The 23,512-nt window shown below is 59.8% G+C and carries 19 protein-coding genes, 2 tRNA genes and 2 pseudogenes; 15 read left to right on the forward strand and 8 right to left on the reverse strand.

Annotation, left to right across the window (positions count from 1 at the left end):
* Positions 1-259: 259 nt before the first annotated feature.
* Positions 260-343: pseudogene (locus tag PSH91_RS12135) on the forward strand (GNAT family N-acetyltransferase); the annotation flags it as partial.
* A gap of 21 nt (positions 344-364) precedes the next feature.
* Here the strand turns inward: PSH91_RS12135 and PSH91_RS12140 are convergent.
* Both PSH91_RS12140 and PSH91_RS12145 read right to left on the reverse strand, forming a co-directional pair.
* Positions 365-1,288, reverse strand: coding sequence for a hypothetical protein (locus PSH91_RS12140; protein ID WP_052915293.1), 924 nt, complete (start codon positions 1,286-1,288; stop codon positions 365-367).
* A gap of 60 nt (positions 1,289-1,348) precedes the next feature.
* Positions 1,349-2,734 carry a hypothetical protein gene (locus PSH91_RS12145; protein WP_047226608.1) on the reverse strand — a complete coding sequence of 462 codons (1,386 nt, stop codon included), beginning with the start codon at positions 2,732-2,734 and terminating at the stop codon, positions 1,349-1,351.
* 293 nt (positions 2,735-3,027) lie between these two features.
* On the opposite strand from PSH91_RS12145, the gene PSH91_RS12150 reads away from it, so the two are divergent.
* The 9 genes and pseudogenes from PSH91_RS12150 to nudC all read left to right on the forward strand — a co-directional run bounded on the left by PSH91_RS12150 (position 3,028) and on the right by nudC (position 16,282).
* Positions 3,028-3,522 carry a hypothetical protein gene (locus tag PSH91_RS12150; RefSeq protein WP_047226607.1) on the forward strand — a complete coding sequence of 165 codons (495 nt, stop codon included), beginning with the start codon at positions 3,028-3,030 and terminating at the stop codon, positions 3,520-3,522.
* A gap of 121 nt (positions 3,523-3,643) precedes the next feature.
* Complete coding sequence (locus PSH91_RS12155) at positions 3,644-4,315, forward strand: DUF3313 domain-containing protein (protein ID WP_047226606.1); 672 nt, start codon at positions 3,644-3,646, stop codon at positions 4,313-4,315.
* Positions 4,316-4,500: 185 nt separating this feature from the next.
* Complete coding sequence (tpx, locus tag PSH91_RS12160; protein WP_047226605.1) at positions 4,501-5,001, forward strand: thiol peroxidase; 501 nt, start codon at positions 4,501-4,503, stop codon at positions 4,999-5,001.
* Positions 5,002-5,178: 177 nt separating this feature from the next.
* Positions 5,179-6,495, forward strand: a complete 1,317-nt coding sequence (locus PSH91_RS12165) for an MdtA/MuxA family multidrug efflux RND transporter periplasmic adaptor subunit (protein ID WP_047226604.1) — start codon at positions 5,179-5,181, stop codon at positions 6,493-6,495.
* Positions 6,492-9,587 (forward strand): MdtB/MuxB family multidrug efflux RND transporter permease subunit, encoded by a 3,096-nt coding sequence (locus PSH91_RS12170; protein WP_139050387.1) that lies wholly within the window; start codon positions 6,492-6,494, stop codon positions 9,585-9,587. Before PSH91_RS12165 ends, PSH91_RS12170 begins: the two co-directional genes overlap by 4 nt.
* Positions 9,588-9,813: 226 nt before the next feature.
* A pseudogene (locus PSH91_RS12175) lies at positions 9,814-12,913 on the forward strand (efflux RND transporter permease subunit).
* Complete coding sequence (locus PSH91_RS12180) at positions 12,910-14,385, forward strand: efflux transporter outer membrane subunit (RefSeq protein WP_305468321.1); 1,476 nt, start codon at positions 12,910-12,912, stop codon at positions 14,383-14,385. The pseudogene PSH91_RS12175 and the gene PSH91_RS12180 overlap by 4 nt, the downstream one beginning before the upstream one ends.
* A 247-nt stretch (positions 14,386-14,632) precedes the next feature.
* Positions 14,633-15,445, forward strand: coding sequence for a crotonase/enoyl-CoA hydratase family protein (locus PSH91_RS12185; RefSeq protein ID WP_047226600.1), 813 nt, complete (start codon positions 14,633-14,635; stop codon positions 15,443-15,445).
* A gap of 6 nt (positions 15,446-15,451) precedes the next feature.
* Complete coding sequence (gene nudC / locus PSH91_RS12190) at positions 15,452-16,282, forward strand: NAD(+) diphosphatase (RefSeq protein WP_160892594.1); 831 nt, start codon at positions 15,452-15,454, stop codon at positions 16,280-16,282.
* Here nudC and PSH91_RS12195 read toward each other — a convergent pair.
* The gene (locus tag PSH91_RS12195) at positions 16,250-17,029 is read right to left on the reverse strand and encodes a TSUP family transporter (protein ID WP_305468324.1); all 780 of its coding nucleotides are present in this window, start codon (positions 17,027-17,029) and stop codon (positions 16,250-16,252) included. The genes nudC and PSH91_RS12195 overlap by 33 nt on opposite strands.
* Before the next feature lie 378 nt (positions 17,030-17,407).
* Between PSH91_RS12195 and PSH91_RS12200 the strand changes: the two genes are divergently transcribed.
* A tRNA-Cys gene (locus PSH91_RS12200) sits at positions 17,408-17,481 on the forward strand.
* A gap of 194 nt (positions 17,482-17,675) precedes the next feature.
* A tRNA-Leu gene (locus tag PSH91_RS12205) sits at positions 17,676-17,762 on the forward strand.
* An 84-nt stretch (positions 17,763-17,846) separates the two neighbouring features.
* Here the strand turns inward: PSH91_RS12205 and PSH91_RS12210 are convergent.
* Entirely contained in the window at positions 17,847-18,209 is a 363-nt protein-coding gene (locus PSH91_RS12210) for an NUDIX hydrolase (RefSeq protein WP_047226597.1), read from the reverse strand.
* Between the two features lie 270 nt (positions 18,210-18,479).
* On the opposite strand from PSH91_RS12210, the gene PSH91_RS12215 reads away from it, so the two are divergent.
* Together PSH91_RS12215 and PSH91_RS12220 are read left to right on the forward strand one after the other, a co-directional pair.
* Positions 18,480-18,665, forward strand: a complete 186-nt coding sequence (locus PSH91_RS12215) for a hypothetical protein (protein ID WP_305468326.1) — start codon at positions 18,480-18,482, stop codon at positions 18,663-18,665.
* Between the two features lie 93 nt (positions 18,666-18,758).
* Complete coding sequence (locus tag PSH91_RS12220) at positions 18,759-18,986, forward strand: PLD nuclease N-terminal domain-containing protein (RefSeq protein ID WP_092397840.1); 228 nt, start codon at positions 18,759-18,761, stop codon at positions 18,984-18,986.
* A 7-nt stretch (positions 18,987-18,993) separates the two neighbouring features.
* On the opposite strand, the gene PSH91_RS12225 is transcribed toward PSH91_RS12220, so the two are convergent.
* The 3 genes from PSH91_RS12225 to PSH91_RS12235 all read right to left on the reverse strand — a co-directional run bounded on the left by PSH91_RS12225 (position 18,994) and on the right by PSH91_RS12235 (position 20,173).
* Positions 18,994-19,419: a hypothetical protein gene (locus PSH91_RS12225; protein WP_305468327.1), complete on the reverse strand. Its 426-nt coding sequence runs from the start codon at positions 19,417-19,419 to the stop codon at positions 18,994-18,996.
* 120 nt (positions 19,420-19,539) lie between these two features.
* Complete coding sequence (locus tag PSH91_RS12230; RefSeq protein WP_047226593.1) at positions 19,540-19,770, reverse strand: hypothetical protein; 231 nt, start codon at positions 19,768-19,770, stop codon at positions 19,540-19,542.
* A 148-nt stretch (positions 19,771-19,918) separates the two neighbouring features.
* Positions 19,919-20,173 (reverse strand): DUF6555 family protein, encoded by a 255-nt coding sequence (locus tag PSH91_RS12235; protein ID WP_047226592.1) that lies wholly within the window; start codon positions 20,171-20,173, stop codon positions 19,919-19,921.
* 200 nt (positions 20,174-20,373) lie between these two features.
* On the opposite strand from PSH91_RS12235, the gene PSH91_RS12240 reads away from it, so the two are divergent.
* Positions 20,374-21,273 (forward strand): polysaccharide deacetylase family protein, encoded by a 900-nt coding sequence (locus tag PSH91_RS12240; RefSeq protein WP_047226591.1) that lies wholly within the window; start codon positions 20,374-20,376, stop codon positions 21,271-21,273.
* A 389-nt stretch (positions 21,274-21,662) separates the two neighbouring features.
* On the opposite strand, the gene PSH91_RS12250 is transcribed toward PSH91_RS12240, so the two are convergent.
* Entirely contained in the window at positions 21,663-23,459 is a 1,797-nt protein-coding gene (locus PSH91_RS12250; protein ID WP_305468331.1) for a DAHL domain-containing protein, read from the reverse strand.
* Positions 23,460-23,512: the final 53 nt, after the last annotated feature.

The following is a 23,512-nucleotide window of genomic DNA, read 5'->3' on the forward strand; positions in this document are numbered from 1 at the left end:
GAGCAAAGCTTGCTCGCGAAGACGGCGGCACAGTCAGTATCGATGCAATCGGATCACCGCAATCGCGAGCAAGCTTTGCTCCCACAGGCTTGGCCCTGGATACCTGAATGTTCGCTGGCTTATAGTGAACGGCCTTTTCAGGTCTCCAGGGAGGAGCCGCATGTCCGAGCCTTCGATCAGCCTCACTCGCTTCAATGAAGCTCATATCGGTGGGGTCACCGCGCTCTACAACGACCCGGGGTCGCCCCTCAGATGTTGCTTCGAAACCGAAGGCCTGCTGCGCGACTACGCCGTGCGTGACGGGCGATGGGTGGACACCCTGGCGATGGCGCGGTTGCGCTGAGTAGGTCCCAGCACGAACGAATCACTGAGTCACCGCCTGATCGGACGCGACGTAGGTGAACGTGGCGCTTTCGGTGGCACTGTTGGCAGGTGTCAGACGAATGATCGGCACGACAATTTTCGGATTGGTGGAGTTATAAAAGTCGCGTTGGTTGTAGCGAGCGTCGGGCAACCCCTCGTTGGTGCCTCCTGCAACAAAGAAGAACGCCATGATGGGGAAAGTGTTTGGCCGTCCTGGTGTCCAGGTCTTGATGATGATCTCGTTATGCTCAGCGAATCCTCTCGCCCCTATCAGAACCTTGCCCAGCACCGAGGCGTAGAACGCCGGTCCGGCCAGTTGATTGCGGTCATCGTTGACATCGAATCCGCATTGGCGCAGGTGTTCATTACCCCCCGGCATAGTCCATATGCCCAGCCATTGTTGCGCAGTGGTCACGCCGGCCAGATGGCAGAGTTGGCTTAACGCGGGATAGTCCACGTGGTGGCCACAAGGGCTGGTACGGTGCCAGGTCCAGGCATCCATCGGGTATGAGCACAGATAGTCCAGGTCAATCTTGTCAGGCGGTGCGCCGAAGATGGGGTAGAGGATAAGGCCGTTGCCGTGGCCCCACGCCAGCCGCCCGAAATTGGCGTCTGCCCGTAGATAAGAGAAAGACACTCCGCCACTGGTTATTGAGGTTGGGCTGGGGTCCCAGACTTTGTATTGTTCTTCGGGGTCTTTTACCGTCACCCTGAGGGTGACACCCGAGCAGAGGAACGAGGGTTGCGAGTCGGAATTGTTGCAGTTGGGAAATTTGCGATGGTAAAGCGTGGTCAGGAAACTGGCGGTCTCAGGCCCATCGAGTACCTGGACTCCGTTGATTGTGATGGGGGCAGGCGGTGCTGTCGTGACTTGTGCGCACCCGACCATCAACGTGATTAACAGCAACCCCATTAATTTACGCACGGTACGTCCTCCTGCAATGGAAAAGCAGCGTCAAAACCGTTGGTTAGCTGAAAAACCGAGTCAGGCGATCAATCTCAGAAACCATGAAAAGATGATCGGCGTGCCGGTGCCGGTTTCCCGGAGTGTCCAGTTGACCATGATGGGCTTCCCGCGGTTTTCCGCTATCCAGGCAGGGGGCACGGACAGGTCGGTTTGGCTGGTACCGGCTGTTATCCGAATTTCCTCACCGTAGCGGGCCGTCACGCCAAACAGCGCCATTCGTGCGGTATGCGCGGTGAGCAGGGCTGGATGATAGGCCCGGAGATTGGTTTTGCTGCCGTCCAGCGTCGGTTCCCGTAGCGTGTATTTTTGTGGCGTGACCGTAATGTCCAGGTCTCTCGATGGAATATCCGTAGTGGTGCCAGGCGCTCTGACGGTGTAATAGACCTCCGCACCGGTGCCGATGCAATCCACCACTTCGTTTCTGGGTACCTGGAATCTCAACGTTTGACCAGCAACCGATACCGTCTGGATCTCACTGCCCCAGGTGGAGTTACGCCCAACCCAATACACTTTTACGTCCTGCCCCGGAGCCGAACCGATGTAGTTCACTTCGACGTTGGCGAATTGGGCGTCATAGAAATCTCTTTCGAAATTCAGGCGCTCGCCATTGAGTTCCCTGGCCTCCAGGACCCTGGGTTTGGTGAGGTCGAGTGCCGGTTGGCGAATGTGCACATCGATGTAGGTGGCCCTTGACCATATCGCCTGCGGGCCGCTGGAGTTGCCCAGCAGGTCAGTTACTCTGAACCGCAAAGCGAACCGGGGATTGTCTTGCCAGAAGTCGGCGGTCCGCAGAATGATGTCCACGCTGCCGGCAGCGGCCTCGGTAGCGCTTACGGTGCGCGTCATTTCCTGGCTGTCACGGTCCACTGTGATGACGTCTTTTTCCCTCATGTAGGGATAGCGGATGGTAAGGATCACCCCTTGGCTGGCCATTGCCGCATCCACCCCCTTGGTGATGACCTCGGAGGGCAGGGTGAGGGTCAGGTTGGGATTGTCGCCTGGGGTCGAGACTTCGCCCCCCGGCCGTGGCCGGTGGAAGAGCACGTCCAATGACTGTGATGTTTCGGGAATCGTCTGACCTACACGCAGTACGCTCAGGCGTATCTGGTTGATGCCGTTGCTCAACAGGGCTTCCGGCAGGTTCAGCGTGAATGGCTGATTCACTTCACCCGGCATAATGGTCTTGTTCAGCACGGGGATGTCGGAATTGCTCAGCAAGATGCGGGCGTCGTCATATTCGGCCTGTTGGGTCCAGGGTTCCACCAGCAATGGCAGCAATCCATTGGCGAGCAAACGAAGCGGGATACCGCCGTGCGGGTTTGCTGGGTGTTCAACCGTCACCATCCCGATGATGATGACACGGTTGATGACTTCGATTTCATTGTCCGGGCTCAGGCTGGTCATGGCGCGTCCTCCTCTTGCCAAGCGTCGTCGGAGTTATCGTCTTGGCGGTTCGCTTCATCAAACCTCCCGCCCGCGGCTTTGACTACTGTCATTCCTGACAGGTGAGGCGAAAAAACCAGAGAAAAACCTCTCCACTCATCGGATTTCCCGGAGGTATTCCTTATCTGCGGCAAAGGTGCTGACGCACGACTATGTATGCCGCGCGTGACGGGCCAGGCGGGTTTTGCGTACGCCTGCGTCTTGAACCTGTCATCATCCAGCTTGGCAGCACCCCTTGAATCGAGGAACAGCGCATGGACGATGTAAAGCAATTGGGTGAGATGCTTCGTCACTACGCAGACAGCGAAGCGCACAAGAAGCAACAGCACGAGGCGCAAGCGGCGGTGTGGGCCGCACAGATCGAGGCGTTGTACGGGCAGATCGAGCAATGGCTGGCGCCGGTCCTGGCCCCCGGCCTTCTGACGCTGACCCGTGAGGCGTATGTGGCCCACGGGCCGAGTGTTCCGGCAGAAACCTCCGGCTTCAAGACAGAAAAGCTGACACTGTCCATCACTGGCAAGCCGGTGGAATTCATACCCGATGTAATGGGGGCCGGCGGGCAGATTTCCCTGGCGATCATGGGGCTGACTGCAACGCGTTACGGCAGCATCTCGCTGGTTTGCCTGCCGCCTTCGTTGCAGTGGCAATGGCGTCGAACCAACGGGTTGAAGGATCCGGATACTTTTACCTTCGACGCGGACTTCCTCGCGCAGCAATTGCAGAGCCTGATACCCCGCGAGCGCGGCTGAAGGCGGTGGCGAGCAAAGGGCTTGCCCAGTGACTTGTTCCTGTCGGAGCAGGCAAAACCGCGCCCATTGGCTATACCTGTAATTCCCGGCCCCGTTTCGTGTGGCTTACAGGAGTGACAGCATGAAGTTTGCGTCAATGATTGGCACCGTGTGCATGGCCTCGCTTGCCCTGGCGGGTTGCTCCAGCAAGATCACCCAACCGGATGAGTACTCCGGCTTTCTGGGTGATTACAGCCGGCTCAAGGAGGAGAAGTCGCCGTCGGGGGCCGAAGTGATGCGCTGGGTTGATCCCACGGCAGACCTGAGCAAATACACCAGCCTTTACGTCGAGCCGACACAGCTTTACCCCAAGCCGCAGCCGACCGTGAAGATCCCCCAGGCCACCTTGTCCGGCATTACCGGTTACTACGATCAGGCGCTCAAGCGGGAAGCGGGCAAATCCCTGCCCCTGGCGACCGGCCCTGGGCCGGGAGTACTGGTGATGCGCGCGGCCATCACCGCCGTCAGCAGCAAGACCGAGGGCCTGAAACCTTATGAAGTGATTCCGATCGCGCTAGTGGCGGCCGCGGTCAGTACCGCCAGCGGTATTCGCGACCAGGAAACCACCTTGGGCACTGAAGCGGTATTCCTCGACGGTGGCAACAATGCAGTGGTCGCCCAGGTGGTGCGCAAGGGCACGGGTAAGCCGTTGTCCAACGAAGCCCAGGTGATGAAGCCCGATGATGTCAAAGGTGTGATCGATGGTTGGGCGGCGGACTTGCATCAGTCGTTTCTGAAGCTCAAGGCTAAATAGCCCACAGGCGTCGCTGTAGGCGCTGGCGAAGCCTGCGATTCATTAGCAAAGGTCGCAGCCTCGTTGCACTCGATAGCTCCTACACCGCCAAGCCATGACTTTTTATGTCCAACCATAGGTCGCAGAACCATTTCATGGTTAACTCCGGCCTCACCATTTTCAAACCTGTCAGAAGGAATCCGTTCATGGCTCAAGTCACCCTCAAAGGCAACCCGGTTCAAGTCAACGGCCAGTTGCCACAAGCCGGTTCCAAGGCGCCAGCCTTTTCCCTGGTAGCCGGCAATCTGTCCGACGTTTCCCTGAAGGATTTCGCCGGCAAGCGCAAAGTGCTGAACATTTTCCCAAGCGTCGATACCCCGACCTGCGCCACCTCCGTGCGCAAGTTCAACGCCCAGGCCAACGAACTGAGCAACACCGTGGTGCTGTGCATCTCGGCTGACCTGCCGTTCGCCCAGGCGCGTTTCTGCGGTGCCGAAGGCCTGGAAAATGTCCAGAACCTGTCCACCCTGCGCGGCAGTGAGTTCATCGAGAACTATGGCGTGGCGATTGCTGATGGCCCGCTCAAAGGCTTGACCGCCCGTGCCGTGGTGGTGCTCGACGAAAACGACAACGTGCTGCACAGCGAGCTGGTCAAGGAAATCGCTGAAGAGCCCAACTACGACGCTGCTCTAGCTGTACTGAAATAAAGTATTTATTACAATTGTTAACGGCCTGGCCTTGTCCAGGCCGTTTTCATTTGTGCTTCAAGACCTTAGCCAACTACGCGATAGGTAAGCCCAAGGTAAATTGCCGGTAAAGGCGCTTTGCTAAATACCCGCCAGTGCTTATCGTTCAGCCTCCCGTAAAAGAAGCCCACGCGCCCAATGGTTGATCATTCCATGCAATCCTCTGTTTCCCACAAATCCCGTCGCTGGCTGTTTGGCCTGGTCGTCGTATTGATCGTCGCGGCGCTGGCCTGGAAGTTCTGGCCCGCCGGGACGGACCAAAAGCCCGGAGCAGGGCAAAAAGCGCCTGCTGAACAGGCGGGGCGGTCGGGCGGGATGCGGCCAGGGTTTGGGGGGGCGACAGGGCCGGTACCGGTTCGGGTAGCGCCGGCAGTCACCGGTGATTTTCCGCTTTACTACAAGGCGTTGGGCACCGTCACGGCCCTCAATACCATCAACGTGCGCAGCCGGGTGGGTGGCGAGCTGGTCAAGATCGCCTTTGAAGAAGGGCAAATGGTCAAGGCTGGAGACCTGCTGGCTGAAATCGACCCGCGTCCATACCAGAACGCCTTGCTCCAGGCCGAAGGCACGCTGCTGCAGAATCAGGCCCAACTGAAAAATGCCCAGGTAGACCTCGAGCGTTATCGTGGCCTGTATGCCGAGGACAGCATCGCCAAACAGACCCTCGATACCGCCGCCGCCTTGGTGGGCCAGTACCAGGGCACGGTCAAGACCAACCAGGCGGCAGTCAACGACGCCAAGCTCAATCTGGAGTTCACCAGGATCCGGGCGCCGATCTCCGGCCGGGTCGGTTTGCGGCAACTGGACGTTGGCAATCTGGTGGCCGCCAACGACACTACCGCGCTGGCGGTCATCACTCAGACGCAACCCATCAGCGTCGTGTTTACGCTGCCGGAAACCAACCTGGATACCGTGCTTGCCCGCTATCGCAGCGGGGCGAAGCTGCCAGTGGAAGCCTGGGACCGTAGTGACCTGAAGCTGCAGGCCAGCGGTGTACTGCAAAGCCTGGACAACCAGATCGACATCACCACCGGCACCCTGAAGTTCAAGGCTCGCTACGATAACCGCGACCAGTCGCTGTTCCCCAACCAGTTCGTCAATGTGCATCTGTTGGCCGACACCCTCAAAAATGTAGTCCTGGCGCCGACCGCTGCGATTCAGTTCGGCACCAACGGCACCTTCGTCTACGCCCTGGATGGCGATAAAAAAGTCACCATCAGAAAGCTGAAGATCGGCGCCAGCGACGGCGAACACACCGTAGTCACCGAAGGCTTGGCTGCGGGGGATCGGGTGGTGCTTGAAGGCACCGATCGCCTGAAGGAAGGCAGTGAGGTGGATGTGGTCAACGACAGCCAGGACGTGCCCACCACGCCGACCGAACACCTGCAGGGCAAAACGGCGGCGGCCCCGGCTGAACCGGCCGTGGCCGACAAGGCGAAAAAGGGCGGCGCATGAACCTCTCGCGTCTGTTCATCCTTCGCCCGGTCGCCACCACCCTGAGCATGCTGGCCATCGTGCTGGCCGGTCTGATCGCCTATCGGTTGCTGCCGGTGTCGGCATTGCCCCAGGTCGATTACCCGACCATCCGCGTGATGACCCTGTACCCGGGCGCCAGTCCCGACGTGATGACCAGCGCCGTGACCGCCCCTCTGGAACGGCAGTTCGGGCAGATGCCGGGCCTGACGCAAATGGCGTCCACCAGCTCCGGCGGCGCGTCGGTGATTACCCTGCGTTTCAGCCTCGACATCAACATGGATGTCGCCGAGCAACAGGTGCAGGCGGCGATCAACGCGGCCACCAACCTGCTGCCCAACGATCTGCCGGCCCCGCCGGTGTACAACAAGGTCAACCCGGCCGACACCCCGGTGCTGACCCTGGCGATCACCTCCAAGACCATGCTGCTGCCCAAGCTCAATGACCTGGTGGACACCCGCATGGCGCAGAAAATCGCCCAGATCAGCGGGGTCGGCATGGTTTCGATCGCCGGCGGTCAGCGCCAGGCTGTGCGGATCAAGGTCAATCCCGAGGCCCTGGCAGCCGCAGGTCTGAACCTGGCGGACGTGCGCACCCTGGTCGGCGCCTCCAACGTCAACCAGCCCAAGGGCAACTTCGACGGACCGACCCGGGTCTCGATGCTCGATGCCAACGATCAGTTGACCTCACCCAAGGACTACGCCGAGCTGATCCTCGCCTATGCCAACGGCGCTCCGTTGCGCCTCAAGGATGTCGCGCAGATCGTCGATGGCGCCGAGAATGAACGCCTTGCCGCCTGGGCCAACGAAAATCAGGCCGTGTTGTTGAACATCCAGCGCCAGCCGGGGGCCAACGTCATCGAGGTGGTAGACCGGATCAAGGCCTTGCTGCCGAGCATTACCGACAACCTGCCGGCCGGCCTGGACGTTACGGTGCTGACTGACCGCACCCAGACCATTCGCGCTTCGGTCACCGACGTACAGCATGAACTGCTGATCGCCATCGCCCTGGTGGTCATGGTGACGTTCCTGTTCCTGCGTCGGGTCAGCGCCACGATCATTCCGTCGGTGGCTGTACCGTTGTCGCTGATCGGCACGTTCGGCGTGATGTACCTGGCCGGTTTTTCCATCAACAACCTGACGCTGATGGCCCTGACCATTGCCACCGGTTTTGTGGTGGACGATGCCATCGTCATGCTGGAAAACATTGCCCGCTACATCGAGGAGGGCGAAAGCCCCATGCAGGCCGCGCTCAAGGGCGCGAAGCAGATTGGCTTCACTTTGATTTCGCTGACGCTGTCGCTGATCGCGGTGCTGATCCCGTTGCTGTTCATGGCCGACGTGGTTGGGCGCTTGTTCCGCGAGTTCGCCATCACCCTGGCGGTGGCGATCCTGATCTCTCTTGTGGTGTCGCTGACCCTGACGCCGATGATGTGTGCCCGGTTGCTCAAGCGCGAACCCAAAGAGCAGGAGCAGGGGCGTTTCTACCGCGCCAGCGGCGCCTGGATCGACTGGATGATCGCCGCCTACGGTCGCAAGTTGCAGTGGGTGCTCAAGCATCAGCCGCTGACCCTGCTGGTTGCCGTGGGCAGCCTGGTGTTGACGGTGGTGTTGTACCTGGCCGTGCCCAAGGGGTTTTTCCCGGTGCAGGACACCGGGGTGATCCAGGGTATTTCCCAGGCGCCACAGTCGATTTCCTTCGCCGCCATGAGCGAGCGCCAACAGCAGCTGGCCAAGGTGATCCTGGCCGATCCAGCGGTGCAGAGCCTGTCTTCCTACATCGGCGTGGACGGTGACAACGCCACGCTCAACAGTGGTCGCTTGCTGATCAATCTCAAGCCCCACAGCGAACGGGATGACAGCGCCACCGAAATCATCGCCCGCTTGCAGCCGCAACTGGACCGGCTGGTGGGCATCCGCCTGTTCATGCAACCGGTGCAGGACCTGACCATCGAAGACCGGGTCAGCCGCACCCAGTACCAGTTCAGCCTGTCTTCGCCGGATGCCGAGTTGCTTAGCCTCTGGAGCGATCGCCTTGTCGAAGCCTTGGCCCGGCAGCCGGAGTTGACCGACGTCGCCAGCGACTTGCAGGACAAAGGTCTGCAGGTCTACCTGGTGATCGACCGCGACGCCGCGTCTCGCCTGGGCGTGTCGGTGGCGGACATCACTGATGCACTGTATGACGCTTTCGGCCAGCGGCAGATTTCCACCATCTACACCCAGGCCAGCCAGTATCGGGTGGTGTTGCAGGCCCAGGCCGGGGAGCGCATCGGGCCGCAGGCGCTGGATCAGATTCACGTCAAGACCACCGATGGCGGCCAGGTGCGGCTGTCGAGTCTGGCCCGCGTCGAGGAGCGTCAGGCCCAGTTGGCCATTGCTCACATCGGCCAGTTCCCGGCGGTGATGATGTCGTTCAACCTGGCGCCCGATGTAGCCCTCGGGCACGCGGTGGACGTGATCGAGAAGGTCCAGCAGGACATTGGCATGCCGGTCGGGGTGCAGACCCAATTCCAGGGCGCGGCCCAGGCGTTCCAGGCCTCGCTGTCGAGTACCTTGCTGCTGATCCTGGCGGCGGTGGTGACCATGTACATCGTGCTCGGCGTTCTGTACGAGAGCTACATCCACCCGATCACGATTCTCTCCACATTGCCCTCGGCGGCCATCGGCGCCTTGCTGGCGCTGATCATCAGCGGCAATGACCTGGGCATGATCGCGATCATCGGCATCATCCTGCTGATCGGCATCGTCAAGAAAAACGCGATCATGATGATCGACTTCGCCCTCGACGCCGAGCGCAACCAAGGCATGGACCCGCAGACGGCCATCTACCAGGCCGCGTTGCTGCGTTTCAGGCCGATCCTGATGACCACACTGGCGGCCCTGTTCGGTGCGGTGCCACTGATGCTCGCCACTGGCTCCGGCGCCGAACTGCGCCAGCCTTTGGGGCTGGTGATGGTGGGTGGGTTGTTGGTGAGCCAGGTGCTGACGTTGTTCACCACGCCGGTGATTTACCTGTATTTCGACCGCCTGGGGCGCCGCTTTGCCAAGCCTGATGGGGAAGAGGTGCGGGTATGACGGCAGCACCCGGCATCCCGGAGCTTGAGGGCTTTGTGTGGCGAGGGAGCTTGCTCCCGCTATGTGGGAGCAAAGCTTGCTCGCGAAACAGGCGTCTCGATTCTGCAGGACCGCATCGCCCTCATCGCGGGCAAGCTTTGCTCCCACAGGGCGGGGATATATCCCCTCGCCACAAGAGCCCGACCATCCCTCACGGCATATCGTCTGAAGCCTGGAGCGGTCACCCATGAACCTCTCCGGCCCTTTCATCCGTCGCCCCGTAGCGACCATGCTGCTGAGCTTTGCAATCATGCTGCTCGGTGGCGTGAGCTTTGGCTTGCTGCCGGTTGCACCGTTGCCGCAGATGGATTTTCCGGTGATCGTGGTCCAGGCCAACTTGCCGGGGGCCAGCCCCGAGGTGATGGCGTCGACGGTGGCAACGCCGCTTGAGCGTTCCTTTGGCGCCATCGCCGGGGTCAACACCATGAGCAGCCGGTCCAGCCAGGGCTCTACCCGGGTGATCCTGCAATTTGACCTGGACCGCGACATCAACGGCGCGGCGCGGGAAGTGCAGGCGGCCATCAATGCCTCGCGCAACCTGTTGCCCAGCGGCATGCGCAGCATGCCCACGTACAAGAAGGTCAACCCGTCCCAGGCGCCGATCATGGTGCTGTCGCTGACCTCGGATGTGCTGGAGAAGGGCCAGCTCTACGATTTGGCTTCAACCATCCTTTCCCAGAGCCTGTCCCAAGTGTCGGGCGTGGGCGAGGTACAGATTGGTGGCAGTTCCTTGCCGGCGGTGCGCATCGAACTGGAGCCGCAACTGCTCAACCAGTACGGCGTAGCCCTGGATGATGTGCGCAGCGCCATTGCCGACAGCAACGTTCGCCGGCCCAAGGGTTCGGTCGAGGACGCACAGCGCATGTGGCAAATCCAGGCCAACGATCAGTTGGAGAAGGCCAAGGACTACGAAACGCTGATCATCCGTTACCAGGACGGCTCGGTGCTGCGGCTCAAGGACGTAGCAAAAGTCACCGACGGCGTCGAAGACCGCTACAACAGCGGTTTCTTCAACGATGACGCAGCCGTGCTGCTGGTGATCAACCGTCAGGCTGGCGCCAACATCATCGAGACGGTCAATGAGATCAAGAACCAGCTGCCGGCGTTGCAGGCCGTGCTGCCGGCCAGCGTCAAGCTGAACCTGGCCATGGACCGCTCACCGGTGATCAAGGCCACGCTGCACGAGGCGGAAATGACCCTGCTGATTGCCGTGGCCCTGGTGGTGTTGGTGGTGTTCCTGTTCCTGGGCAACTTTCGCGCCTCACTGATCCCGACCCTGGCGGTACCGGTGTCCCTGTACGTTTGCGGTGATGTACCTCTACGGCTTCTCCCTGAACAACCTGTCGTTGATGGCGTTGATCCTCGCCACCGGCCTGGTGGTGGACGACGCCATCGTGGTGCTGGAGAACATTTCCCGGCACATCGACGAAGGCGTCCCGCCGATGAAGGCGGCCTACCTGGGCGCCGAAGAGGTGGGCTTTACGCTGCTGTCGATGAACGTCTCACTGGTGGCGGTGTTTCTCTCGATCCTGTTCATGGGCGGGATTATCGAGAGCCTGTTTCGCGAGTTCTCCATCACCCTGGCGGCGGCCATCGTGGTCTCGCTGGTGGTGTCGCTGACCCTCACGCCGATGCTCTGCGCTCGCTGGCTCAAGCCCCACGTGCCGGGGCAGGAGAATCGCTTGCAGCGCTGGAGCCGGCGCCTCAACGAGCGGATGGTGCGTGGTTACGCGCGCAGCCTGGACTGGGTGCTGCGCCATCGGCGCCTGACCTTGCTGAGCCTGCTGGTGACCATAGGGGTGAACATCGCGCTCTACGTGGTGGTGCCGAAAACCTTCATGCCTCAGCAGGACACCGGCCAGTTGATCGGTTTCGTGCGCGGCGACGACGGCCTATCGTTCAACGTCATGCAGCCGAAGATGGAAATCTTTCGTCGCGCCGTGCTGAAGGATGAAGCCGTAGAAAGCGTGGCGGGGTTCATCGGCGGCAACAACGGCACCAACAATGCCTTCATGCTGGTACGCCTCAAACCCATCAACGAGCGTGGTATCTCCGCGCAGAAAGTCATCGAGCGCTTGCGCAAGGAGATGCCCCTGGTGCCGGGTGGCCGCTTGATGCTGATGGCCGACCAGGATCTGCAGTTTGGTGGTGGACGTGAGCAGACCACCTCGCAGTATTCCTACATCCTGCAGAGCGGTGACCTGGCGTCGCTACGTCAGTGGTACCCCAAAGTCGCGGCGGCCTTCAGGGCCTTGCCGGAGCTGACCGCTATCGACGCTCGCGACGGCGGCGGCGCCCAGCAGATCACGCTGGTGGTGGACCGTGACCAGGCCAAGCGCCTGGGCATCGACATGGATATGGTCACCTCGGTGTTGAACAACGCCTACAGCCAGCGGCAGATATCCACCATCTATGACAGCCTCAACCAGTATCAGGTGGTGATGGAGGTCAACCCCAAGTACGCCCAGGACCCGAGCACCCTCGATCAGGTCCAGGTCATTACCGCTGACGGCGCGCGGGTGCCCCTGTCGACCATCGCGCATTATGAGAGCAGCCTGGAGGATGATCGGGTCAGCCATGAGGGTCAGTTCGCCTCCGAGGACATATCGTTCGATTTGGCCGAGGGGGTGACGGTGGAGCAGGGCACGGCCGCCATCGAGCGGGCAATTGCCAGGCTCGGGATGCCCGAAGACATCATCGCAAAAATGGCCGGCACCGCCGATGCGTTCGCGGCAACCCAGAAAAGCCAGCCGTTCATGATCCTGGGTGCATTGCTGGCGGTGTACCTGGTGCTGGGTGTGTTGTACGAGAGCTACATTCACCCGCTGACCATCCTGTCCACCTTACCGTCGGCCGGTGTCGGCGCACTGCTGTCGATTTATTTGTTGGGCGGCGAGTTCAGCCTGATCTCGTTGTTGGGGTTGTTCCTGCTGATTGGCGTGGTGAAGAAAAACGCGATCCTGATGATCGACCTGGCGTTGCAACTGGAGCGCGGCGGGCAGTCGCCGCAGGACTCGATCCGCAACGCCTGCCTGCTGCGCTTGCGGCCGATTCTGATGACTACGCTGGCGGCGATCCTCGGTGCCTTGCCGCTATTGCTTGGCGGTGCCGAAGGCTCGGAGATGCGCCAGCCGCTGGGCCTGACCATCATCGGCGGACTGGTGTTCAGCCAGATCCTGACCCTCTATACCACGCCTGTGGTTTACCTTTATCTCGACAAACTGCGCCATCGCTTCAACCGCTGGCGCGGCGTGCGCACTGATGCTGCCCTGGAAACTCCGCTATGACCGACCGTTCGCTTTTCAATCTTGTCGCACCGCTGGCGACCGCCCGTGGCTCGCGGCTGCTGAGCCTGACGCTGTGCGTGGCGATGCTCAGCGCCTGCGCCATCGGCCCGGATTACCAGCGCCCGGTGGCCGCGGCGCCCGTGCAGTACAAGGAGGCTGAGGGTTGGCGCCAGGCCAATCCTAGCGACGCCTTGGCTCGGGGTGCCTGGTGGGAGTTGTACGGCGATGCCCGGCTCAATGGCCTGGTGGAGAAACTCAACACCTCCAACCAGACCGTGGCCCAGGCCGAAGCCCAGTACCGTCAGGCCCAGGCCTTGGTTCGCAGTGCCCGGGGCGCGTTCTTCCCCTCCGTTGACCTGACCGTCGGCAAGAACCGCTCCAGCCAGGGCACCGGCAGCAGTAATTCGAGCCTGAGCAGTTCGGCCAGTGGCATCCGCGACACCTACAGCGCCCAGGCCGGTGTCAGTTGGGAGGCGGACGTCTGGGGCAAGTTGCGTCGCACTCTGCAAGCCAATGAAGCCAGCGCCGAAGCCAGCTTCGCCGATCTGGCCGCCATGCGCCTGAGCCAGCAAGCGGAACTGGTGCAAAACTACCTGCAATTGCGGGTGATCGACGAGCAGAAGCGCTTGTTGCAGACCACCGTGGACAACTATCAGCGTTCGCTGAAGATGACCGAAAACCAATACCGCGCGGGCGTATCCGGCAGGGACGCGGTGGCCCAGGCGCAGACTCAGCTCAAGACTACCCAGGCCGAGTTGATCGACCTGATCTGGCAACGCGCTCAATTTGAAAACGCCATCGCCGTGCTGATCGGCCTGCCGCCGGCCGAATTCAGCCTGGCAGAAACCCAGGACATCCCGACCCTTCCGCAAATCCCCGTGGCGCTGCCCTCGCAGTTGCTTGAGCGCCGGCCGGACATTGCCTCGGCGGAGCGTTCGGTGATGGCCGCCAACGCCAACATCGGCGTGGCCAAGGCCGCCTATTACCCGGACCTGACCCTGAGCTTGAGCGGCGGTTACAGCAGCAGTACCTACGACAACTGGGTGAGTGTGCCGAATCGCTTCTGGTCGGTGGGACCGCAGCTGGCGATGACGCTGTTCGATGGCGGCCAGCGTTCGGCGGAAGTCGACCGCACCGTTGCGGCCTACGACCAGACGGTCGCCACCTATCGCCAGACGGTGCTCGACGGTTTTCGCGAAGTGGAAAATTACATGATCCAGCTCAAAGTCCTGGAAGACGAAGCCCGCGTGCGCCAGGAGGCCCTGGATGCCGCCCGCGAATCCTTGCGCCTGACCCAAAACCAGTACAGGGCAGGGCTGATCGCCTACCTGGATGTCGTCACGGTCCAGGCCACCGCGCTGAGTAATGAACGCAGTGTGCTGACCTTGCAGCAGAGCCGGTTGATCGCGAGTGTGCAACTGATCGCCGCGTTGGGTGGTGGGTGGGATGGGCAGATGCAGGTGAGTGAATAATCCGTGATTGAAGGTGATCCCTGTGGCGAGGGATTTATCCCCGCTGGGCTGCGCAGCAGACCCCAGATACCTCTGTCGGGATGCAGGGGCCGCTTCGCGCCCCAACGGGGATAAATCCCCTCGCCACAGAGACATCTTTACCTGACCGGTCGCCAGGTCCCGCTTTTGGCCGATGCACTGTCTACGACCCGGTGCGTTGACTTGTTATAGTTCAGGCCTCTTTTTCAGCCGGTAAAGGATCACTGCCATGTCGCAATACCAAGCGTTCACCGTCGAACTTGCAGACAATATCGCCCATGTGCAGATCAATCGACCGGACAAGATCAATGCAATGAACGCCGCGTTCTGGAGCGAGATCGTCGAAATCTTCCAATGGATCGACGACACCGACGAAGCGCGCGTGGTGGTATTGAGCGGGGCCGGCAAACACTTCTCCTCGGGCATCGACCTGATGATGCTGGCCGCCGTCGCCAATGAGCTGGGCAAGGACGTGGGCCGCAACGCACGCCTGTTGCGCCGCAAGATCCTGCAACTGCAAGCCTCGTTCAACGCCGTGGACAACTGTCGCAAACCGGTGCTTGCCGCTATCCAGGGTTATTGCCTGGGCGGCGCCATCGACCTGATTTCAGCCTGCGACATGCGTTATGCCGCCGAAGATGCACAGTTCTCCATCAAGGAAATCGATATCGGCATGGCGGCCGATGTTGGCACATTGCAACGCTTGCCCCGGATCATCGGGGACGGCATGCTGCGTGAACTCGCTTATACGGGGCGCACCTTTGGTGCCGACGAAGCGCGCAGCATCGGCCTGGTCAATCGTGTCTACAGTGATACCGCCAGCCTGCTTGACGGTGTCATGGGCATCGCTCGGGAAATCGCCGCCAAGTCGCCGATCGCCGTGACCGGTACCAAGGAAATGATCAGCTACATGCGCGACCACCGCATCGACGACGGGCTGGAATACGTCGCCACCTGGAACGCCGCCATGCTGCAATCGACCGACCTGCGCGTGGCCATGGCCGCCCATATGAGCAAACAGAAACCTGAATTTCAGGATTGATTGATCATGATTTCACGCTGGACCACCGCAGTACTCGATACCGATCTCCCGGGGGGCTGGGCCGTGGCCCGCAGCCCGGAAGGCTTTCTGTTCGATGACAACGGCGCGCTGTTTCCCCGCGACTGGCTCAAGCGCCAGGACCTGTCGATCCTTGCCGAGCATGGCATTGGCCACCTGGATGGCGAGCCGGTCTATCTGCTGGAACTGCACAGCGCACAGGACATCCCCGGCTGCAGTTGGAAGGGGCTGCGGGCCTTCATGCTCGAGGATGACCACACGCTGTACAAGGTCCTGGGCTATGCCGCGCAGATCGGCACCTGGGCTCGGGAGTGCCGTTTCTGTGGCAGCTGTGGCAAACGCATGGGCCAGATTGCCCGGGAACGGGCGATGTATTGCGATGCCTGTGATTTGCGGCATTACCCGCGAATCTCACCAAGCATGATCGTGCTGATCACCCGTGGCGATGAAGTCCTGCTGGCCCGTTCGCCTCGCTTCGTCACGGGGGTCTACAGCACGCTGGCCGGGTTCGCCGAGCCAGGTGAGTCCGCCGAGGATTGCCTGGTTCGTGAGGTGCGCGAAGAAGTCAGCATCGAGGTGAAGAACATTCAGTATGTCGGCAGTCAATGCTGGCCGTTTCCCCATTCGATGATGCTCGGTTTCCATGCCGAATATGCCGGTGGCGACATCATCAGGCAGGAAGATGAAATCGAAGATGCCCAGTGGTTCAACGTGCACAATCTGCCGCCGCTGCCAGCCTCGCGCTCCATCGCCCGCTACCTGATCGACCTCTATGTGGCGCGGCGCTTAGGCCACGCTGAACCAGTGCTGCCAGGCTAGACGCACGGTCAAGCCCAGTACCACGGTGATAAATACAGGTCGGATGAATTTCGCGCCGCCGCTGATGGCGGTGCGCGCGCCGAAGAATGCCCCTACCATCACCGACAGCCCCATGCTCAGGCCGATGATCCAATCCACTTGCCCCGAAAAAATGAACACCGACAGCGCCGCGATGTTGCTGACGAAATTCATGCTGCGGGCCACACCACTGGCCTTGACCAGATCGATGGGATAGAGCAGCAGGCTGCTGACAGTCCAGAATGCACCCGTCCCAGGACCGGCCACGCCGTCGTAGAAGCCCAGGCTGAAACCCTGGGGCGCTTGCCAGGTCTTCTTGATCGGCGCATCGCTGTCCAGCGGCGCCTTGGGCGTGCCACCGAACAACAGGTACAGGCCACAGGCGAAGACGATCACCGGCAGCATCTTGTTCAGCCACTCGGCGGGCAGGTAATGGGCGACGATGGCGCCGGCCAAGGCACCGACCAGCGTGCCGACGAGGGCATGGGGCCACTGCCTTGGATGGAACAGCTTGCGCTTGTAGAACGTGAAACTGGCCGTGGCCGAACCAAAGGTCGAGCTGAGTTTGTTGGTGCCCAGGACCAGATGGGGAGGCAAGCCGGCGGTCAGCAGGGCCGGGGTGGTCAACAGGCCACCTCCACCGGCAATGGCATCGATGAACCCGGCAATGAAGGCGACGACGATCAGGATAGCGAGGGTGGTAAGGTCAACGCTGAGTTCGAAAGGCATGAAATGGGCTTACTTGGCAGGGCGCAGGTGGCTGCGGGGAAGGCCGGTATGTTACCCATAAATGGGGCAGGGCTGCGACTGCCTCCAGGGGGCCTGAAGTTCTCCGTGACGAGGGAGCTGGCTCCGCTGGGTTGCGACGCAGGCCCAGAAGCCTTCGCACACCTATGTGGTTGTCGGGCGGAAGCTGGCCTTTGGACGAATTTTTTTTGAAATCAAGGGGTTGTCAGCCTAGGCAAATGAGTACATAATTGCGCCCATCGAACGCACTGGGACGTAAAAAATCTCAATGTTTTCAAGGAGATAGAGCTTCGTAAGCGTCTTGTTTCCTGATCAGGTTTGTACGCGGTTGATGTAGCTTTCTTGCATCAAACGTATTGAGGCCGAATAGCAAAATGGTTATGCAGTGGATTGCAAATCCACCTACGCCGGTTCGATTCCGACTTCGGCCTCCACTTTAAAACAGCTCCGTAGATCCATGATTTACGGAGCTTTTTTATTTTCGGAGCAGCGACAGGTTTTGTCTTGAAAAGGACAGCAGCAACCTTGCTTCGCCGGGAAGGGATGTATATATTCCCCCCTCTTGCTGCACCAGCCTCGACTGGCATATCTGCTCCACGCTGATGTCCATAAGGTTGACCGCGCTACCGCCCGAATGGCGAAACTGGTAGACGCATGGGACTTAAAATCCCCCGCTCGTAAGGGCGTGCCGGTTCGATTCCGGCTTCGGGCACCATCTAAAATCAAGGGTTTGCGAGCGAAAGCTAATGCAAACCCTTGTTCGTTTCTGCTCCGTGAAACCATCTTATCCAAGCTGCGCTCACAACCTGCGCCGAAATGCCTCGAGAATCTCCCGGGTGCCCTTTTTCATTTGCAGTTGCGCGATAGCGTCCAGCGGATGCCAGAGGCAGTCGCTGATTTCATTCTGTGGCCGGGCGGTCTTTGAATCGGTGACCGCGGCTTCGAACACGTGGTGTTCGGTTTCACCGTCGCTGATGCGCATCAGATAAAGCAGGTTGTGCGCGTCCAGCCCGGTCTCTTCTGCCAACTCGCGTAGTGCCGCCCCAGCATGGGTTTCGCCGCGCTCAACGGTTCCACCAGGCAATGTCCAGCGGCTGTTGGCCTTGCGCACGAGCAAGATGTGGCGATCTTCCTCGCAGATGACGGTCGCTCGAATTTTCATGGCCTTGCTCAATCCGTGACTGTCATTAAATTGAAATATAACTGCAATATTTGAGCCCGATGTCATACGGACTGTCCACTACAGTTTTTACCGGGGCCTCTCTATACGACCGCGGCAATCGGCGAAAGACTGAACTTCATTTCATCCCTGCACTCGCTATGTGTCTGGACTGGGCATTGGACCGATCATCGCCTCGACTGAATCAGCTTGGAAAAAACGTATCCATGTTGGGTGGATAGCCAACCTCGGGTAGAGGGGAAGTGAGAAGACATGACCACGGTTGAAGACTTCAAAATCAAATCCCACGAGCTTCTCGTGGAGCTGGACGCGGCCACCTCAGAAATGATGGCGCTCGTCGACGCACATCAAACGAGCGGGGTGATTTGGGAGCAGGCCGTCCAGCGCCAGCATGACGCTTATGAACGGTGGGTCGCCTATCTGAATGAGCGGAGTTAGACGAAATACCGGGCGTGGAGGACGCGAAGCCAGATTCTTTGAACGGACCGTCAGGGGGTGTGCCTAAACCATAGACCTTAAGAGGATTGGACCATGTCTGAACTAGCCAGCTATTTCTGGATCGGCGTTGTGGTGCTTTTGCTGCTTGTGGATCTGTGGGCGATCATCAGTGTCTTTCGCAGTGACAAGACTGTCGGGACCAAGGCGGGATGGGCGCTGTTGTTGATCATCTTGCCTGTGGTGGGCCTGGTCATCTGGGGCGTTGCCGGCCCTCGCGGTGTGAAGGAAGGCCCGTCGTCGCCAGAGCACAGCAAAGGTTAGGGACCCTTCATTGGTTTTTCCAGCGCCCACCGGTGGTTTCGCAATCTTTCTGTGCTTGCGCCAGTTGCTCGGTGTTGTAGTAGTACCGGGTGACTTGCGCATCGTCAGGGATGTTGGCTGACTCGCCGCCACGGTCCTTGCTGGTTGAGTGCGGATTGGCCAGGGATTCCTGAGTCAGCCGGGCCTGGCACGTCGCTACATAGCCTTGGGCGCAACGTTCGACCTGGTTCTTTTCAGTGCTCAGTGCACCTTTGCTTTCGTTGCTGCACGACCAGCCAATCGCCTCGGCTGGCACGCCTTTGTATTCGTAACAACTATGGGTTTCGATCTTCGGTATCGCTTGGCTCTGGGACCGAGTGATTACATCGCAGCCTTGCGCCATGGCGACGGAAGGGCAGGCACAGGCGATCAACAGCACGATTCTGGCGTACATGGTGTTCTCCCTCTAGCGGCTTTGCTCCGATACATATCCATATCGAGGCGCAAAGAACGCCAGCGTTCCATCGGTTTTCCAACCGGTAGAGCTTGGGAAGAGCCTGTGCAGCGCAATGCGTTAGCGGAACTTGGGCAGTGGTCGCTCGGCGGGCTTGAGGGACGTCAGCGCGCTCTGGATAGAGGGGGCGTCTTTTTCGATGTCATTGAGACGATCCCGGATGCGCACGGCGGTAGGGTGCCCGCCCTGATGGTCGACCCAGTCAGCGATTTCTTTGCAGGCTGCCGCCAATCGCGCCTGACGCGATTCCAGCAAGGTGAGCACGGTGGTGATGGACTCTTTTTCAGACATGTCGCACCTCCATTGAGTGTGTATAGGGCAGCACAAAGCCCGCCAGCAGCGGGTTGTACCGATAATTAAGCGTAGTTGAGTTATTTCGGGTCTGGCGAAGAAAACGGCGCACGGCCGGACGGCCGGTGCGCCAAAGAGGGTTGCGGACTCAGCCTGACTCTTTTACCCAGGCCGGCGCGACACTGGCTCGCCAGCGCACGTCGGTAATACCGTATTTTTCTGCCAGTGGTTTTGACACCCGCTTGACCTTTTCCCTCCCGAATTTGGGGATGCGCCCGACACCCGCGTCGCAACTGGCCCAATGCCAGGCTTCGGAATTGTTCATCACTTCTGCACGAATGATGAATGACTTGGGCTCGCCATGGAGCATGTAGTCGATGATGTAAAGCGATGGCCCGCCCATAAATCCTCCCTAATTAGTTCTATACGGATGGATGCAGAGGCGGGCGGAAAATTCCATCGGATCTCCAGACGGTCAAAATCGGGGGCGCGGCGAGGCTCGCGGCCGGGAACCAAACCCGGTTAACCTTCTCCAAGCTGGGCTTGAGCACCAAGGGCCATGGATCGAAGGCGAGTCAGTGCGATCACCATAAAAGGCACACAATGAAAATCTTCGCCAGGGTGTTGTCTCTCGTAGCCCTTGCCAGCGCTTTGCTGGGGTGCATTGGCGCTCCCATCGAACTGACTGCGCAGACCGAACAACGCCTTCGCACGCAACCGCCGATCCGCTTTCTGCTGACGTTCGATGACGGGCCCAGCGCATCATCTTTCTGGAACCCGAGCATGGGCGTGCTCGATGCCCTGGCGCAAAACCCGGTGCAGCCGGGGATCAAGGCGGTATTTTTTGTGCAGACTCGAGCGTCGCGGGCCGGTGGCAGTGATATCGGGCGTTCGGTGATGCGTCGTGAACAGCAGGAAGGGCATGTGCTGGGCTTTCATACCGCGACCTCCGGGCACAGCAACCACCGGTTCCTCAGCCCAGATGAACTGGAACAGTCGCTGCTCAATGGGAGCGCCGACATTGCCGCCATCACGGGGGCGGCTCCCAGGCTGGTGAGGCCGCCGTTCTGGAGCTTCGACACCCGCACCTTCGAGGCCTATCGGCGCCATGGCCTGCACATGTTGCTCACTGATCTGAGTGCCAACGACGGCAAAGTCTGGGGCATCACGGCGAGTCCGAGACGGCGAATTAACCTCATACGTCAGCTCAGCGAAGTGCGTGAACGTATCGCCGGCGGGCAGATACCTGCCGTTGATGGCGTCATTCCGGTGGTGGTGACCTTTCATGATCTCAATCGCTACACCGCACGACACGCCCGGGAGTACCTGCAGATTCTGATCGACGCTGCCCAGGCGACTGGGGTGAAGACCGACACCAAGCCATTTTATGACGACCGTCAGGCGCTTGAGCGAGCAGCGCTGGCTCGCACCGTCAAAGACGGCACCGAGCCGGTGCAATTGCCTGGGTTGTGGAACAGGTTGTGGGGTTCGGGCTCACCCTGACGAGTATGCCGCTCCCGGGAAATTGCGACGCCCGGTTGATGCCCTGATGCCAACTGAGTGTAAGGTAAGGGGCGTACCTTAGGTTTATCTGGCAGGAGGTAACTATGAGTGCTGCGATGCTAACGAAAGTGCACATCAACGGTTATGACGTACTCAGTGTGAACAGCGGCCCATGGCGGGTCTGCACCCAAGTGGACCGGCTTGGCTCCTTTGCTTCCCGTGAGGAAGCGCTGGCTTACGCGGCGGCGTTGCCGGTACGCAGAAACCGAAGCGAGCGATCGGCTAACACTAAATAGCAGCGCTAGAAGGTCGTGTTCGCAGGTAAGAGTTGGCTGCACGCGCGCAACCCCCGGAGGATGCTGCGCACGCAGCCAACTCGCCCCAGTGGTTCAGGTATTGGCCAGTTCCAGCGGGATCTCCAGAGTGAACAAGGCCCCTTGACCAGGCCCATCGCTGTGGGCGTAGAGACGACCATTCATTTCAACCGCGGCCAGAGCACAGCTGTGCAAGCCAAATCCATGGCCGTCCTTGCGGGTCGTGAACCCGTGGTTAAAGATTCGAGCCTGGTTCTGCGGCGCAATACCCTCGCCTCGATCCTTGACGCTGAGGCGTAACGTACTCTCAGCGACGATCTGGATCCCCAGCGTGATTTCCCGCGGATGCCCGGAAACATTCGACATTGCGAACTTGGCGTTGCTGATCAGGTTGATCAGGATCAACAGCAACCTGTGCTTGTCTCCCAGGATGGTGGGGATGTCCTGAAAATCCTTGATGACCGTGACATGGTGCCGGCTCAGCGCGCCTGCGTTCATGCGTAACGCATCTTCGAACAAATCCCTGACATTGAGCGGCTCGATCAATCTCGCGGCGCCAGCGTAGGTTTGTTGGGTGGCGACGATTTCCTTGATGTGGTCAATACTCTTGGTCAGTTGTGCCAGCTCGTCAATGAGCAGTCCCTGTTCGGCATTGATGGACTCGACCAGCTCATTGAAATAACGAGGCAACAATTTGCCTTTTTCATCCAGGGTAATGAAACGGCCCAAATCCTCGGCATGCTCATTCATCATTTTTACCGCTTTGCCCAGACCGAGCGTCTTGCTGTTTTTCAACTTGCGGGTCACCAGGTCCGCCGAAATATTCACGCTGTTGAGAACGTTCCCCACGTTATGCAACACGTTGGTCGCGATCTCGGCCATTCCCGCCATTCGCGCCGCCTCCACCAGCTCACGTTCGGCCTGCATCAACTCGCGAGTGCGATCTTCCACCCGTTCTTCCAGCCGTTCATTGGAGAATTGCAGTTCCTGGTTAATCTGAGTGATGAGCGCGGAACTGCGAACCAACCGCGCAGCAAGGTAGATCATCAAAATGGCCATGAGGCCGGCGCATACAGCCAGATAGACGTGATATTGGCGTTCGGTCTCGGCGGTCCTGCGTTGGGTTTCGTTCAACAGCTCGTTAATACTGTCGAGCTCTTGGGCGACCGGGATCACACTGATGCGGTCAATGAGGTCATTGACGATCGGTTGTTCCTGGATAATGGATTCGACATGTTGTGTCAGCGTGCTAAAGGACGGCTGGTAGGAAGGGGGCAGTTGGGCGATGTATTGCTCCAGCGCATTGAGCTGGCTCCTTACTTCTTCGGCCTTGTCCGAGGTGACATAAAGGGCGTACTCAAGCGTTGTCAGAGTCAGGTCAAGGACACTGGAGGCAATCTCTAAGCGGTTTATCGGAGTGTCGGCATCCATCTCCCTGAGCCGTGTCTGGATGTCGTCCTCGGCAAGTGGCAGCGCATCCAAAGCGGTGCGTAAGCGGGTGTTGTGTTGCTGGAACTGCTCCACCAGCAGGCTTTTGTTCTTCACCGCCTCCACATAGCCCTGGCGCCTGGATGCCCAAAGGGCCGCCAAAGGGCCAGAATTGTTGAGCTGCTCCAACTGCGCCCATCGACTGGCCGCTTCAGGTGGCGGGGTCAGCGACAGGTTGTTATTGATGCCGATCTTTTTTCGCAGGATTTTGACGTTCCAGTTGGCGTCGGATTGTTTGAGTTGGCGGATGAAATCCCGGGACTCGAAATAGGTGGAGGCGTCGTAGGTGTAGGACTTGACTAAAAAGAATATCAAGGCCGAAAACACAGCAAGCGCGACAGCCAATAAGGCGGGCCATTTATATTTTTTAATGAGAGTGGTCACGCGGTCCTCCCGTCAAGGCTCTTGATCGGGCAGATCGGTGAGTTGCCAAGACA

This window comes from Pseudomonas sp. FP1154, assembly GCF_030687245.1.
GTDB lineage: Bacteria > Pseudomonadota > Gammaproteobacteria > Pseudomonadales > Pseudomonadaceae > Aquipseudomonas > Aquipseudomonas rhizophila.

Bases quoted from the DNA above. Each gene is read 5' to 3' on its own strand.
- PSH91_RS12145 (WP_047226608.1), bottom strand. From the start codon at position 2,734: ATGACCAGCCTGAGCCCGGACAATGAAATCGAAGTCATCAACCGTGTC.
- PSH91_RS12155 (WP_047226606.1), top strand. From the start codon at position 3,644: ATGAAGTTTGCGTCAATGATTGGCACCGTGTGCATGGCCTCGCTTGCC.
- PSH91_RS12215 (WP_305468326.1), top strand. From the start codon at position 18,480: ATGACCACGGTTGAAGACTTCAAAATCAAATCCCACGAGCTTCTCGTG.
- PSH91_RS12170 (WP_139050387.1), top strand. From the start codon at position 6,492: ATGAACCTCTCGCGTCTGTTCATCCTTCGCCCGGTCGCCACCACCCTG.
- PSH91_RS12240 (WP_047226591.1), top strand. From the start codon at position 20,374: ATGAAAATCTTCGCCAGGGTGTTGTCTCTCGTAGCCCTTGCCAGCGCT.
- PSH91_RS12210 (WP_047226597.1), bottom strand. From the start codon at position 18,209: ATGAAAATTCGAGCGACCGTCATCTGCGAGGAAGATCGCCACATCTTG.
- PSH91_RS12235 (WP_047226592.1), bottom strand. From the start codon at position 20,173: ATGGGCGGGCCATCGCTTTACATCATCGACTACATGCTCCATGGCGAG.
- tpx (WP_047226605.1), top strand. From the start codon at position 4,501: ATGGCTCAAGTCACCCTCAAAGGCAACCCGGTTCAAGTCAACGGCCAG.
- PSH91_RS12195 (WP_305468324.1), bottom strand. From the start codon at position 17,029: ATGCCTTTCGAACTCAGCGTTGACCTTACCACCCTCGCTATCCTGATC.
- PSH91_RS12220 (WP_092397840.1), top strand. From the start codon at position 18,759: ATGTCTGAACTAGCCAGCTATTTCTGGATCGGCGTTGTGGTGCTTTTG.
- PSH91_RS12150 (WP_047226607.1), top strand. From the start codon at position 3,028: ATGGACGATGTAAAGCAATTGGGTGAGATGCTTCGTCACTACGCAGAC.
- nudC (WP_160892594.1), top strand. From the start codon at position 15,452: ATGATTTCACGCTGGACCACCGCAGTACTCGATACCGATCTCCCGGGG.
- PSH91_RS12225 (WP_305468327.1), bottom strand. From the start codon at position 19,419: ATGTACGCCAGAATCGTGCTGTTGATCGCCTGTGCCTGCCCTTCCGTC.
- PSH91_RS12230 (WP_047226593.1), bottom strand. From the start codon at position 19,770: ATGTCTGAAAAAGAGTCCATCACCACCGTGCTCACCTTGCTGGAATCG.
- PSH91_RS12180 (WP_305468321.1), top strand. From the start codon at position 12,910: ATGACCGACCGTTCGCTTTTCAATCTTGTCGCACCGCTGGCGACCGCC.
- PSH91_RS12185 (WP_047226600.1), top strand. From the start codon at position 14,633: ATGTCGCAATACCAAGCGTTCACCGTCGAACTTGCAGACAATATCGCC.
- PSH91_RS12165 (WP_047226604.1), top strand. From the start codon at position 5,179: ATGGTTGATCATTCCATGCAATCCTCTGTTTCCCACAAATCCCGTCGC.